This window comes from Rheinheimera soli, assembly GCF_021290985.1.
In the GTDB taxonomy this organism is placed as follows: Bacteria; Pseudomonadota; Gammaproteobacteria; order Enterobacterales; family Alteromonadaceae; genus Pararheinheimera; species Pararheinheimera soli.
Map to the genome: position 1 here is coordinate 52,156 of NZ_JAJOYU010000023.1, position 13,922 is coordinate 66,077.

Consider the following 13,922-nt stretch of genomic DNA (forward strand, 5'->3'; position numbering starts at 1 on the left):
GTAAACTAAGTGTGCAGGTTGTTGGTAAGCTTATGATTTTTCTTCAAATAACCATGGTTTTATGTCGTTTAGGTTCACTAAAACCAGTTGCTGGGCTTCGGGGCTGATGTCGATGTCGCGGATATTGACCTGCATTTCCTGCAGCACGTATTGGGCTAAACAGGCGCGGCTGTGGATCAGGAGTTTGCCGTTTTGCATTTGGTAGTCGTGGTGCAGTACTTCTTGTTGGGCTGGTTTTAAGCGGGGGTCGGGTTGGAATTCTAAATAAAGTTCAGTGGTCCAGCCGGGGTCTTGCTCTGCACTGATTTTGGTTTTATCCATTAACTCAGGCACGCCACGAAAGCGGCTTAATACAAAGTCGCGAAAGCCTTTTGATTTCTCACAATAAGCCCGTAAATGCCACCTCAAGCCAGCACTGACAAAATGATGGGGCACTATAATGCGGCCTTGGCGGTCGGGGTTGCTGACCGACACGTAATCCACCTCTACCCGGCGCTTTTGCCGGATAGCAGTCACCAATACCCGGATAATTTCGGCGCTGACCTGGCGTTTGGGTAACGCCAAAGTGGTGTATGGCAAAGCGGTGCTTACGTCTGTAATGGCGTCCTGGTGACTGATCCAATTCAGGTATTCCACTACGTCACCAGAAATATAAGCTTGCTGAAAAGCGGCTTGTGGCAGAAAACCTTTATAACTGGCGTGATAAAGCAGATTGCCGGGTAACAGCTGTTGGTAATAAAGGATATCTTTTTGCGCCTGAGTGCGGCTGATACCAAACTGGCGAATTAAGTGACTGGCGCTGATGCGGCCTTCCCACCAGGCAATCAGCTCAATAAACCACAATCTTTTGTCCTGATTAATGCTAAGCACTTTCTGTCCCTGAATTTTGCTTTAGCACTACCATAACTGAACAGGAACACCATCGACAATGGCTTTGTTTGAATTTGAGTTTAAAGCCGTCGAATTCGACGGGTTTAGAGAACTAAACCCGCTATAAGGAAATCTATTCTGCGCTTGAAAAGCTCTAAGCTTTAACCTGTTGTTTGGAGGCTTAATTAAAATCTGGCTTATGGCAAATTCTCACGAAAAACGGTGAGAATTTCTATTTGAGACCCAGTGACACGATAAACAAAGCTGTATTTCTTGTAACAAACCTTTCGTATTCCATAGCCATACTCTGTAAGCTCAATCCCTGATTCAGGAAATTCAAGCAGTACTTTATTCAACCACAGTTCAAACTGATTCAGGTACTCAACTACGAAGGAATCTGGCAATCCCTGCCCTGAGAGATATTCAGCAATTTGTGACAAACGCTCTTTTGCGCGCGGTGAAAAAACGAGTTGTAGTTTACTCATACCTTGCACGAATGGATTTAAACACATCAGAAGATTTGAGTGCCTGGCCCTGTTCCAACTCTGTCACTGAAGTTTGAATATCATCGGCTAACCTTCTGGCCTGCACAAACTCTGCAAAAGCTTTGACTACAGACTGCGGGTTACTGCCATATGCCTGCTTTAATTCGGCTTCCAGTTCTGGATTGTCGATTTGGATACTTAACATCTTCCTGCTCCACTGTCTTTACTCTGATAGCCTAATGCTTAGATCACTATAGCTCAACTATTGTTTAATATGCCCTTTGAACCAAACGGCTTTCAACTTACACCTACCCCATAAAAATTTCATAGTCATCCGGACTTGTCATGTAGCCCGGTACTTTGTGGCTGAATAAGCGCGCTCCCGATATCGCAGTTTGTACCAGCAACTTGTTGTAATGGCTGGCGTTTGGGTCGGCCAGATAATCTGCGCAGTCGAACCAGCGGGCCTGCAGAATTTCGCGGGGGTCTGGTATGGGTTGTGTTTCTTCTGCGGTTAAGCGGCACACCATATACAAATTAGAAGCACCAAACTGGCCCTGATGATGATGGCGTACCCCTAAAAAGCTATCAAAACTTGCTGCAACACCTGTTTCTTCCAGCACTTCGCGAATGACCGCATCAACCAAATGTTCTTTGGCATCCACCATACCGCCTGGTAACTTGAAATAAGACGGGCTTCGGCCCTCCAAAGGTTTTTCCTGCACCAGCAATACTTTGCCTGAAGCGGATAACACCACAGCGCCCACTCCTATGCTGTGAGTCGCGGCTAAAGGTAAGTAACTGTCGGCCTGTAGTTTTTTACTTAACATTAATTTTTCTGGTGTGCAGTGATGAAAAGCAAAACCTAGCTCCAGTGCTACAGAAATCAATTCGGCACGGCAAGCCGGTAACTCCAGCCAGATCAGCGCATAGTGGTGATGCCATGCATCGAGCGATGCCGCTAAACGACCGGCAAATTCGGCTACAGTATCTGGCAGTTGCTCCGGCCCTATGTAGCAGCCGTTGTAGGGATTCACTAATGCATCAAATAGTTTCATTTGGAAAAACACACTAAACAGGATTAGAAACAAGACGGGCGCCGATAAACGACGCCCCTACATTTAATAAGCGGGTGTGTAGGGGCTGGGCTTGCCCCTGCACGTCGATCTGTACCGCAGTTTCATTGATCAGGCCGCGAACATGCCCTGCCATTTTATCTGAACAGTACTTTTTCTTTCTGGAACCAACTGACACAAAACGCCAGCAGCGCTGCAGCTATAACCACAGTAGAACCAAAAATAGCCAGTAGCATGCCCACATCTATAGTGCCTTTGATCAGTTCTTTAATCGCCAGCGCTACGTTGGCCACAGGCAACATCGCCATGCTCCAGGTCAGTTCAACACCAGGCATTAAAGCAACTATTAACGGCATAAATACAATCATGCTTAAAGGGCCAATGTAGTTTTGTGCTTCTTTAAAGCTGCGGGCATAAATAGATAACGACAGCAGCAAGGAAGCAAAAATAGCCGACAACGGGATAAGCATCATCAGTATCAGCAGCAAATCCGCCACACCTAAAGTCGACATAGTTTTAGCCACTATATCCACGCCCATTAAAGAGCCAATGACATAACCCCAGCCACCAAAGCTGGTCACTGTAATGAGTGCTGTAGCAAGGCCTGTGGTCAGTACAGTCAGAAACTTACCTAACACAATAGAGGTTCTGCTGATCGGGCATATCAATAAGGTTTCTAAAGTGCCACGTTCTTTTTCACCCGCACCAATATCAATAGCAGGGTATGAACAGCCCGCTAAACATAAAGGGATCAGGATATAAGCAATTAAGCCGCCTATTTTTTCGCCTAAATCTTCACGACTTTCAGCTGTATTTACTTTGTCCAGCTTCACCGGCTGTAATAACGCATCTACTTTTTCCGCTGTCACCCCTAAAGAATCCAGTTTGGCCAGCTGCAGCTTCTTACTGTAATCGCGCAGTAACTCATTGAAATATTTATCAATCATATCAAGCTGAGATGACATGTTGTAAATCACAGTCCATTTGCTTTGCGTCAGGTTGGCGGCGTCGGCACTAAAGTCGTCGGCGATGATAATAGCCAGATCAAATTGGTTGTCGCGTATGGCTTGTTTCAGCGCTTCAGCATCAGTCAGATCAGACTCCACCTTTTTAAAATTTTTGTGATAAAACAAAGCTTCTGTTAGTTCAGGCGCTTTATCTGCATTGATAATTACATACCTGTGTTCTTCAGCTTCGGCTTGTTTGGCCACATTCGCCACTACCAGCCCCATAATGCCGAACAGCACAGGGAAGACGAGGATCGGCAGCAAAATGATGAAAAACATGGTTTTTTTATCACGAACCAACTCAGTCAGTTCTTTAAAATACACTTGCCACATTTAGTTTTGCTCCCTGTTACTTGCTGTCGCATTAATCACCGTCATAAAAGACTGACGTAAATCCCCATCCGCGCTTAATGCCTTAAAGGCGTCAAAGCTGTCGGAAAAAGCGCTGATGCCTTTATCGATCACCACAACGCGATCACATAAAGAGGCGACTTCATCCAAATGGTGGGTCGAGAAAATCACCGGAGTACCCTGCTGTTTTAACGAGCGGATAAAATCCAGCACCGTCTGAGTGGTCATAATGTCCAGACCGGTAGTAGGTTCATCCAGAATCACTACTTTGGGCGAATGCACCACTGCCCGGGCTATAGCGGTTTTTTGTTTCATACCGGTCGACATGGCATCGGCTTTACGATTGGCAAAGTCGTGCATATTCAGCAGCGTGAACAGCTCGTCGATGCGCTGTTTTAATGCAGCTTCGCTCATGCCATGCAAACGGGCAAAATAGGCGATGTTTTCATAAGCCGTTAAGCGGCCATACAAACCTGTGCTGCTGGACAAAAAGCCAATTTTTTTCCGCGCCTGCACAGGGTGTTTTAATACATCCACACCTTCAATCAGCACAGAGCCTGAATCTGGCTGCAGGGCGGTAGATAAAATACGTAAGGTGGTGGTTTTACCAGCGCCATTGGGGCCTAATAAACCTAAGACTTCGCCGGAGCCACAATCAAAGCTGACGTTGCGTACCGAATGAAAAGCTTCTTTGCTGTAGCGCACATCCTGTTTTTCACTGTCTGACAGTTTCTGGCCGCGACTGATGGCAAAAGATTTAGCCAGCGCGTCGATTTTAATCATCGAGAGTTCCCTTTGTTGTTCTGTGTTAAGTGGTGCGCCGTTTCGGTCTGAAATAACTGGTATCTGCATAAAAAGCCAGATCCTGAACCTGTTGATGCCAGCCCGGCACTCCCAATAATGGCAATGGACTAAGCTGCTGATTATCAAACAGCAAGTCGGCATTCACAAGCTGAGCCGCTAATAAGTTATCAACAAAATCGTAACCTTCTGTGTCTGTTTCGGTCAAGCCCTGTTCGGGCCATTCAATACACCATAATTTTGCGGTTAAACCAATAAAAGGCTTAGTCGCCATTTCATAGTTGGCATGACCAAAAATAATAGGGTTCAGCTCTGCCCAGAGGTTTTTATGCTGATAAAAAGCTTCAGTCCATTGATGATTACGTAATAAATCCAGCAAAAACCGCTGCGAAGCTTTGATACAAATAATCACACCACATTCATCCAGCAAGGTGAGTTTATGCCGCACCTTGCTGCGCTCTTTGCTACCAAACTGCTGAATTTGTTCCATATGCAGCTGATTCATCAACTGCTTGCTTTTAGGAAACAAACACCAGATCAAAGCGCCAAATAAGTCATGCCAGTTATTGGCTCGCATAGGAATTTGCTGGGTTTGGGAAATAAAGTCCTCGTAATAACGGCCATCTGCATCCAGTACAGCACTGTCGACAAAACACCAGTGCTGCAAATCAGTGTGCTGATGTAACCAGGCCGTGAGTAGCTCTGGTGAAGGGAAATGGGGTTGTTGTGCCAACGGGAATTGTGCAGCCAAAGCACTGAATATGCCCGGCTGCAAAAACAGCTCTGGTTGCCATTCTGTCGGTGCTGTGAATCTGGACGTTATGCTGTTTTTTTGCATGAATAAGAAAAAGCTCGTTGTTGCTGTGAAAACTTACCACCTGCATTACCTGTGAAAAGCACAAAAAACCTCTTGCAATTTTCCTGTAAGCTGGCAAATTCAAGGGGTACGTTTAGACGTACATACTGCCAAAATGTTTTTGCCCGTCGTATGTATTACTTAGGGCAATGATCTGAATTAATTAATTTTAGAGGTTACTCATCATGTGTTCGATATTTGGGGTGCTTGACATCAAGACTGATGTTAAAGCCTTGCGCCAGCAGGCGCTACAGTTATCTAAATTATTACGCCACCGTGGACCAGACTGGTCAGGCGTATGGAACAACGACCATGCCATTTTAGTGCATGAACGTCTGGCTATCGTAGATACTGAAAATGGCGCCCAGCCCCTGATTAATCCAAATCGAAATCACATTCTGGCAGTGAATGGTGAGATTTATAATCACAAAAATTTAGAGAAAAACTTAACAGTCGACTATCAGTTCCAGACTAAATCGGACTGTGAAGTGATTTTGCCTTTGTATTTACAACACGGCGTTGAGTTTATCGATCAGCTGCAAGGTATGTTTGCTTTTATTCTTTATGACGCGGAGCAAAACCGTTATCTGATTGCCCGTGACCATATCGGTATTATTCCGCTGTATTACGGTTACGACGAACATGGTCAGCTGTATGTAGCATCTGAATTAAAAGCTTTAGTGCCTGTATGTAAGCAAATGCAGGAATTCCCGCCGGGCCATTACTTTGATAGTAAAGTAGGCAAACTGGTGCAGTACTACCAGCGCGACTGGCAGAGTTTTGATGCAGTCAAAGACAATCCGGCTGATTTGGGCGAATTGCGCGCTGCGTTAGAACAAAGCGTAAAAAGCCATTTAATGTCTGACGTGCCTTATGGCGTGTTGTTATCCGGTGGTTTGGACTCGTCTCTGATCTCTGCTATTACCCAGCAATTTGCCCGTAATCGCGTGGAAGATGACGGACAATCCGAAGCCTGGTGGCCTCGCCTGCACTCTTTTGCTGTGGGTTTACAAGGCTCACCCGACTTAGTGGCTGCGCGTAAAGTGGCTGACAGCATTGGCACAGTACATCATGAAGTGCTGTTTACCGTGCAGGAAGGTTTAGATTCACTGCGTGACGTGATTTATTTCCTCGAAACTTATGACGTCACTACTATTCGTGCTTCAACACCAATGTACTTAATGGCCCGTAAAATCAAAGCCATGGGTATTAAAATGGTGCTGTCTGGTGAAGGTTCTGATGAAATTTTTGGTGGTTATTTGTATTTCCACAAAGCGCCTAACGCCAAAGAGTTCCACGAAGAAACCTTACGTAAGCTGGACAGGTTGCATATGTTCGACTGCAACCGTGCTAACAAAGCCATGTCGGCCTGGGGTATTGAAGCGCGTGTACCTTTCCTCGACAAGCAGTTTATGGACGTCGCCATGCGCTTAAATCCAGAAGCCAAAATGTGTGGCAAAGGCAAAATGGAAAAACACATTTTGCGTCAGGCCTTTGATGGTTTATTACCGCACGAGATTTTATGGCGCCAGAAAGAGCAGTTCTCCGACGGCGTGGGCTACAGCTGGATTGATAGCTTAAAAGCTCATGCGGAAAAAGAAGTGACGGATCAGCAAATGGCAACTGCAGCTTTCCGCTTCCCGGTGAATACGCCAGACAGCAAAGAAGCCTATTTCTATAGAGTGATCTTTGAAGAGCATTTCCCACACACAGGCGCAATTTCCTGTGTACCTGGTGGTAAGTCCGTGGCCTGTTCTACCCCTGAAGCTTTGGCCTGGGATGCAAAAATGGCGCAAATGACAGACCCGTCAGGTCGTGCTGTGCGTGACGTTCACGAACAAGCGTACTGATAAAAGCTCTCACCTGAGTTAATTATTCAGGTTAATGCTTGATACACATCAAAAAGCCACAGATTGGTACTGCCATTCTGTGGCTTTTCTTTTCATCCTCTGCCAATCTTCAATTGATTGTGTTTTTTTTCGGCGAATAAAGCGTTTTTATCGGGTTTCGCTGGCGAAATACTCCGGTAGATCGTATGTTAGGCGCCATCTGAATATGCCCTGAATTATGGATCTAAGACTGTGATCAATTTATCCAAATCCTTGTTCACCTTGTTGGCTGTTGCCAGCTTAAGTGGGGATCTGAATGCAGAAACGGCACTGAAAGGTCAATGGCTGACCGATTTAGAACGTCAAACTTTACTGGACCCACAAACATCTGGCGTCACCTTCCGTAAAGGTGAGTTAGTGGTTATTGGCGATCAAAGTGCTCATGAAAGTACCAGAATGAAGTTATTCAGAATAGACCCGGCCACTGCAGAGTCTATTACTCAACCAATTCAAATTACCGTGGCCGAAAGCCTGAAAAGCAGCTGCTTTTATGGGTATCTGAGTGATAAACCAGACTTTGAGGCTCTGACCTGGGATCGCATCGACGACACCACTTTAATTACTGTGACTGAAGATGCATCTGCTTATGAATTAAGCCCTGAGTGTAAAAAAAGATTCAGTCAGACCAACTCCACCAGCTACCCCAGCCTGTTGCTGAAAATTCAGGTCGACAGTGCTTTAACCCGTGCTGAAATAGTAGCTGTGCGGCCTGTCCAATTTCCTATGGAAGCCAAAGTAGGTAATTTTCCAAACGATGGTATTGAAGGTTTAGCCGTCGATGATCATCAGAATTTATATCTGGCGCTGGAACAGGACATTGCCAATAAACCGCAGTTGTTTAAAACCCGTTTAACTCAGGATTTCTGGCTGCGCGATAACTTTGTCAAAGTGATAGATGCGAACCTGACTTTCCCTGAACTAAACGATAAAGACCACCCTATTAACGGGATAGAGTTTTTACCCAGCCCCATTAAAGGCCACCCAGGCTACTTAATGGCAGTTGCACGGAATGACGATGAGTTATGGGTGTTTGATTTAACCAACCGCATTCCACCTTTTGTGCAAAAACTGAGTTTTTATGTCAGCACTGATGACAGTGGCCTTTGCCCTGCTTATGAAAAGCTGGTGCAAACTGCACTGGAAGCCATCACTATTCACGACGGCACAGTGTATTTAATTAATGACCCATGGAAACAGCATTACCCTGATAATATTCAGTGTGGTACTCATGCCGACAAGTTTAAACGTATGTCGCCTTTGCTGTTTAAAATGCCGGTGGACCCGCGCTGGTTTACTCCTTTCAGAGCAAAAACCCAAACCGCTTTGCCAGCACTTAGTGGCCTGGCCGCTTTAGATCACAGCAGTTATCTGGCGGTGCAGGATAAAAAAATTCAGCGTCAGGGCGATCGCTTAACCTTAATTCAGCTGAATCCGGCTCAACAACTGACAGCACAAAGCTTGTTTGTTACCAACTGGCCAGCAGGTCAGGCAGCCAACGACTTAGAAGCTGTCTGCGCCCTACCCGGTAAAAACAGTGAGTTTTTAATAGCAGAAAGTGGAACCTGGCAAGGCTCTTTTGGTCGTTTGTTTCATATCAAAGTATTCCCGACCTACGCCCAGGTACTGAACACTTTTGAATTACCTGTTGAGCGTGACAATAGCCCTGAGCAAGACGGCGATAACTTTGAAGGTTTAGCCTGTGCGAAAAAAGATGTGAACCGTTATCTGGTGATTTTAGGTGAACGGGGCACAGCCACCGCAGCGGGTTTCTTGCAATGGGGTGAACTGGATTTAGCTGCAGCAAACATTCAGTGGAACAGCCAGAAAATTCAGGTCACAGGCCCAACACAACTGAAAAACCGTCACTACAACAGAGTGATATCCGACCTGCATCTGGAAGGCGATGTGCTCTGGGCCGGCGCCGTGCTGGACAGCTCAGACAATGGCCCTTTTGCCAGCGCTGTTTATCCTTTAGCTTTAGTGAACCCCACTGCAAAACAGCCCATCAGCTTAATGGCTGAACGGCCAGTACTCTGGCAGATTGACGGCTTTAAAGTGGAAGGTTTAGCCAGCCCCAGCCCATTAGTTCCGGGTTCAGCCCTGATGATGGTGACAGACGATGAAAATTATCACGGCCAGTTCCGGCCCTTAGCGACTACAGAGCAAAGCCCTTATGGCAACCCAAGCCCCAAATCAGTCACAACAAAATAACCCGCTGCACGGCTTTACCCTGCAGCAAATTCTGGAGTTGTTAGTTGAACATTATGCTGGCTTTGCACCTTTAGCAAAGCAAATACCACTGAAGTGCTTCAGCTCCAACCCCAGCATCAAATCCAGCCTGACGTTTTTACGCAAAACGCCATGGGCCAGAACTCAGGTTGAAGAGTTGTTTATCAAGCTGAAGTTACATCAAAAAAGTTAGCCGCAAGGCTGCCATGTTGGGTTTTACATTAGCGCACGTTAACTGCCTCCATTCATGATCTTTTCACGTTACAGTGCACAATCTTAGCTCAAGTGAGCAGCCTTAATGATTTGGTTGAAAATCGTTTGTCAGGCGAAAAAAATAGCGCTAATTTAGACTATAAAACAACGCTGAAGTTGGACGAAAAGTGGGGGTAATAAGACTTTGACTCTTAGCTCAATAGCGCTTGAAATCGAAATACTATAAAAACAGTACAAATAGTTTGCTTATTTTAGGGCTTAAGTGTGTAATACACTCGAGAGTTAACATATAAATTAACTATCATTTTTAGGATGCTGAGTGACAAAGGAACTAAACATTAAGCATGAAGGCTCGAAATTTACTGTAGAGCATTGTGAAGGAGCAATAGAGAGCTTTGAAGAAGCATTGATTAGCGTTACTCCCCATAACAAAAAAAGTTCAATTAAGAGAGCGATAATACAATTAATCGAACGTCTTGCTGATGGCAAACAGATGTCAAAGGAAAACTTTCCGCAAGAAGGACAGTTGCCGAAATCTAATGGAAAATTTAATGCGTTTAAGAAGTTGCCGATAAGAGCATACTGCTGGTTGTCAAGTAAACATCCTAATACATATTTCATCAGCCATTATACTTACAAAGATAAACAAAAATTAGATCAAAGAGATATTGATAAAGTGCATGCTAATTGGAGAGACAAAGAGGACTAATTATGAGTGCAAAAGATATGTTTTATCAAAAGGATACATGCTTTAGTAACGCAGAAAATCGAGCTTACGCTCGTGAAGAATTAGTTTTCAATGTTACAGAAGATCTACTTGTATTTTTAGAAGAGATAAATGTCAGCAAGGCAGAGCTAGCAAGGCGTCTGGGCAAATCTAAATCTTATATAACACAAATACTTAGTGGCTCAAGAAATATGACTTTAGGTTCATTTTCTGATATCTGTTTCGCTTTGGGATTTAAACCAGAAATAAAAATACCGGTAAGAACAGTGGAACCGGTAGAGACCATTTGGATTCCAGTTCAAAGACCTGTAGTTGCGAAGGCTGGAGAATTAAAGGGGACAACAAAGCAAATTTATCTTGCTCACGATGAAACATGGTTAAATTCTAAGGTAGCTTAAGTTTATGACGCCAGAGTTGAAAAAATGTACTGACAACTTGGTCATCCAATCAGTAACTTTGAAAAATTTGCTAGTCCAATTTCATAAAGACAAGGACGCTGAACAATTTGAGGAAAGCTGGCTGGATAACACTCAAGAGCTTCGTTATTTGCGTCAGATTAGACAATCCGAAAAAGAGGATGGCGTTTGGCTTTATCGTTTAAATACCGTAATTGCGATTAGATGTGTCTCTGATGATGACACAGATAAAGAGAGCGACGACGATTCACTTGAACCTCTTTTAGAGGTCAAAGCAGAGTTTGTCGCTCAATATGAGTCTACATGCGAGCTTTCTCCAGAAGAAATTAGCCAATTTGGAAAAGTGCATGTTTATTATCATGTATGGCCATATTGGAGAGAGATCCTTCAATCGTCATGCGCTAGGTTAGGTGTAAGCCCAATAGTAATTCCGCCTTTTAGAGTGTAAGAGTGATAAGTTAAATGGACAAACAACTAGAGCACTTTGCTCACCACAAAATTATCAAAATATGCACATTCTGCATTGTAGCTGCCATCTTCAGTTCGGGGAGCCCAATCTGGTGTAGCTCCACCATGAAAAGTGATAAATATCATTTTGTTGATTAAGGATGCAGCCGTATCTTTGGCACGGAATCGGAGCTTGTCATGGTAGATCAATTCAGCGCCATCCACTGATACCACTACTTTTCCGTCTGCCAACTGAGGTGCAGTATTTAAACTGACCAGCATTTCAATCTGATGGTATATACCAGGGACAAAACGGAAATCCTCTGCAACTTTAATATCTCCAAACTTACCTTTCATATCCTGATGATAAACATAAGTTCGTAAACTACCCTGAGGTCCAAACATCAGGCGGGCACTCCAGCCTTCATCTGTAATTGGGTCTCCTCCTGTTATGGGGTTTTCTGGCCCCAATCCATGCAGCTTGCCACCAAGCACGAAATCAAAATCGTCACAAAACTTCACAGCAAAACTCATTTTGTATTGCAGCGCTGGCTCGGCCAGATTAGCTGCAGCATAAACCCTGTAGCTACCTTGTTCAAAGCCCTGATAGGTCACCTTCATTGCTTTAGAATTCTGCTGCCCCTGTTGTTCAACCAGAGCTGCGTAGCGTTTCTTCGACAAAATCTGCCCAAACTGAGACAGTTTTCCATCGAAGGTTTCTACAAAGACTTCTGGGTTTTCTGGACTTTCAACGCTTCCTACGTTTTCTGCGTTTTCTGCGTTTTCTACATCATCCTCATCTGCACCACAGCCAACAAGAAAAAGCGCTGTTGTCAGAGCAAAAATTGTTTTCATTCGATTTGGCCTGCGCCTGGTTTATTCTCAAGCATAAGGTACCAGACAGTTCCCTACTCATTTTCAATCTGGTTTTATTGCCGCACTGCTTAGCTATACGGCTATAAAATCAGATCACGTGACCAACAGGCATGTCTGACCCCGGATGCTCGCTTTAGTTTAAAAAGCCGCAATCTTTCTCATTTTTTTGATATAACCCATTAAAACCTTTTGCTGCTCAAAGTTTTGCTTCCAAAACTGCTTCAGCTAAAACAAAGTATGATGGGTTAAGTTTGCCTCTTGCCCTTAGCCGCAAAGATGCAACTTTGCAGTGGCACTCTGAGTTTATCCACCAGACAGAAGAAATATGTGATGCGTTTAGCCACAAGTGAATACATAGCAAAAAATACGGCTGGCGACTCAGTCTCCCTAACGCTGAGCCTGTATGCACCTGAACCAGATCCAAAGTCTGAGCAGGGTGATTATCGCTGTAAGGTCGAAATTCAGGGAATATCATTTGAGAAGTATGCCTATGGTGTCGACTCGCTTCAGGCCTTGTGTCTGGCGGTTGAAACCTTAAGGCTGACCATAGATTCCTTGATATCTGATGGCTGGAGTTTTTATTTTCCAACGCATCTGGATGAGCCATTTGACTTCACATCAGCCTATTTTCCAATGACAGGGCTGAGACTTTAATATCTTGTCTATCAAATGAGTGAAGGCGAGAATCAAAACAAACTTCCTATAGCAAAGAGGACAGCTGATTTGGAAATATACACTCTGGGAATTACCCTGCCCTTTAAAGCCAAAAAGCCGTGGAGGCGGGTGATTGAAGTGGAAGAAGACAGGCTAGGTGCCGGAGTTCTCCACATGTTGCCTGTCACCAGTCCTTCGCTAAAGTTGTCGGCAAGTCCAGACTTAGGCACATCCATAACTCTTTGTCTGACTGCGCCGGTGACTATAAAGTCACCAGCTCAGGACATCACTAGATCACTTTGCTCACAACAAAGTTGTCGAAATAAGCACATTCCGTTTTGTATTTGCCATCTTCGGATTTAGGAGCCCAATCCGGTGAGGCTCCCCCATGAAAGGTAATGAATAACATTTTGTTGATTAAGGACTCAGGGGTGTCTTTGGCCCGGAATCTGATATTGTCATGATGGATCACTTCAACACCGTCAACCGATACAACGACTTTTCCATCAGCTAAATGAACCTCAGTATTTAAACTGACCACCATTTGCACCTTTTGGTAGATGCCAGGCATAAAACGGAAATTCTGTGCAACTTTGGTATCACCAAATTTACCCTTCATATCCTGATGATATATGTAAGTGCTTAAACTGCCCTCACGGCCAAACATCAGTCGGGCACTCCACCCCTCCGCTGTCACTTTGTCCCCTCCGGTTATTGGGTTTTCAGGCCCCATTCCATGCAGCTTTCCACCCCAGACAAAATCAAAATTGTCACAAAATTTCACTGAGAAACTCATTTGGTATTGTAGTGCTGCGACGGGCAATTTAGCTGCAGCATAGACTCTGTGACTGCCTTGCTCGAAGCCCTGATAATTCACCAGAATAGCGTTAGACCCTTTCACACCTTGTTTTCTGGCAAATTTGGAGTAGCGTTGTTTTGATGTAAGTGTTCTTCCAAACTGGGACAATTTAACATCAAAGTTCTCAACAAAGACGTCGTTTTTTCCCGGTTTTTCTGCTGCGACC

The 13,922-nt window shown here is 44.6% G+C and carries 16 protein-coding genes; 7 read left to right on the forward strand and 9 right to left on the reverse strand.

Going from position 1 to position 13,922, the window contains the following annotated elements:
- Positions 1-30: 30 nt before the first annotated feature.
- The 7 genes from LSG37_RS15200 to LSG37_RS15230 form a co-directional block, all read right to left on the reverse strand.
- Positions 31-870, reverse strand: a complete 840-nt coding sequence (locus LSG37_RS15200; RefSeq protein WP_233080702.1) for a WYL domain-containing protein — start codon at positions 868-870, stop codon at positions 31-33.
- 197 nt (positions 871-1,067) lie between these two features.
- Positions 1,068-1,355 carry a type II toxin-antitoxin system RelE/ParE family toxin gene (locus tag LSG37_RS15205; protein ID WP_233080703.1) on the reverse strand — a complete coding sequence of 96 codons (288 nt, stop codon included), beginning with the start codon at positions 1,353-1,355 and terminating at the stop codon, positions 1,068-1,070.
- Complete coding sequence (locus tag LSG37_RS15210) at positions 1,348-1,560, reverse strand: hypothetical protein (protein WP_233080704.1); 213 nt, start codon at positions 1,558-1,560, stop codon at positions 1,348-1,350. Before LSG37_RS15210 ends, LSG37_RS15205 begins: the two co-directional genes overlap by 8 nt.
- A gap of 103 nt (positions 1,561-1,663) precedes the next feature.
- Positions 1,664-2,413: an NUDIX hydrolase gene (locus tag LSG37_RS15215; protein ID WP_233080705.1), complete on the reverse strand. Its 750-nt coding sequence runs from the start codon at positions 2,411-2,413 to the stop codon at positions 1,664-1,666.
- Positions 2,414-2,568: 155 nt separating this feature from the next.
- Positions 2,569-3,771 (reverse strand): ABC transporter permease, encoded by a 1,203-nt coding sequence (locus LSG37_RS15220; RefSeq protein ID WP_233080706.1) that lies wholly within the window; start codon positions 3,769-3,771, stop codon positions 2,569-2,571.
- The gene (locus LSG37_RS15225) at positions 3,772-4,641 is read right to left on the reverse strand and encodes an ATP-binding cassette domain-containing protein (RefSeq protein WP_436286423.1); all 870 of its coding nucleotides are present in this window, start codon (positions 4,639-4,641) and stop codon (positions 3,772-3,774) included.
- On the reverse strand, positions 4,598-5,428 hold the full coding sequence (locus tag LSG37_RS15230) for a DUF3025 domain-containing protein (protein ID WP_233080708.1): 831 nt from the start codon (positions 5,426-5,428) through the stop codon (positions 4,598-4,600). Before LSG37_RS15230 ends, LSG37_RS15225 begins: the two co-directional genes overlap by 44 nt.
- 203 nt (positions 5,429-5,631) lie before the next feature.
- On the opposite strand from LSG37_RS15230, the gene asnB reads away from it, so the two are divergent.
- The 6 genes from asnB (at position 5,632) to LSG37_RS15260 (ending at position 11,368) form a co-directional block, all read left to right on the forward strand.
- Positions 5,632-7,296: an asparagine synthase B gene (gene asnB, locus LSG37_RS15235; RefSeq protein WP_233080709.1), complete on the forward strand. Its 1,665-nt coding sequence runs from the start codon at positions 5,632-5,634 to the stop codon at positions 7,294-7,296.
- Between the two features lie 231 nt (positions 7,297-7,527).
- On the forward strand, positions 7,528-9,546 hold the full coding sequence (locus LSG37_RS15240) for a hypothetical protein (protein ID WP_233080710.1): 2,019 nt from the start codon (positions 7,528-7,530) through the stop codon (positions 9,544-9,546).
- Positions 9,509-9,757, forward strand: a complete 249-nt coding sequence (locus LSG37_RS15245; protein WP_233080711.1) for a VF530 family protein — start codon at positions 9,509-9,511, stop codon at positions 9,755-9,757. Before LSG37_RS15240 ends, LSG37_RS15245 begins: the two co-directional genes overlap by 38 nt.
- A 339-nt stretch (positions 9,758-10,096) precedes the next feature.
- Positions 10,097-10,486: a hypothetical protein gene (locus LSG37_RS15250; protein ID WP_233080712.1), complete on the forward strand. Its 390-nt coding sequence runs from the start codon at positions 10,097-10,099 to the stop codon at positions 10,484-10,486.
- 2 nt (positions 10,487-10,488) lie between these two features.
- On the forward strand, positions 10,489-10,902 hold the full coding sequence (locus LSG37_RS15255) for a helix-turn-helix domain-containing protein (RefSeq protein WP_233080713.1): 414 nt from the start codon (positions 10,489-10,491) through the stop codon (positions 10,900-10,902).
- Positions 10,903-10,906: 4 nt separating this feature from the next.
- Entirely contained in the window at positions 10,907-11,368 is a 462-nt protein-coding gene (locus LSG37_RS15260) for a hypothetical protein (protein WP_233080714.1), read from the forward strand.
- Between the two features lie 26 nt (positions 11,369-11,394).
- Here LSG37_RS15260 and LSG37_RS15265 read toward each other — a convergent pair whose 3' ends face one another.
- Positions 11,395-12,222: a polysaccharide lyase gene (locus tag LSG37_RS15265; RefSeq protein WP_233080715.1), complete on the reverse strand. Its 828-nt coding sequence runs from the start codon at positions 12,220-12,222 to the stop codon at positions 11,395-11,397.
- Positions 12,223-12,519: 297 nt separating this feature from the next.
- Here LSG37_RS15265 and LSG37_RS15270 point away from each other — a divergent pair, with 297 nt between their 5' ends.
- Positions 12,520-12,897, forward strand: a complete 378-nt coding sequence (locus tag LSG37_RS15270; RefSeq protein ID WP_233080716.1) for a DUF6968 family protein — start codon at positions 12,520-12,522, stop codon at positions 12,895-12,897.
- 289 nt (positions 12,898-13,186) lie between these two features.
- Here the strand turns inward: LSG37_RS15270 and LSG37_RS15275 are convergent.
- The coding region (locus LSG37_RS15275; RefSeq protein WP_233080717.1) for a polysaccharide lyase at positions 13,187-13,922 on the reverse strand (736 nt) is incomplete at its 5' end.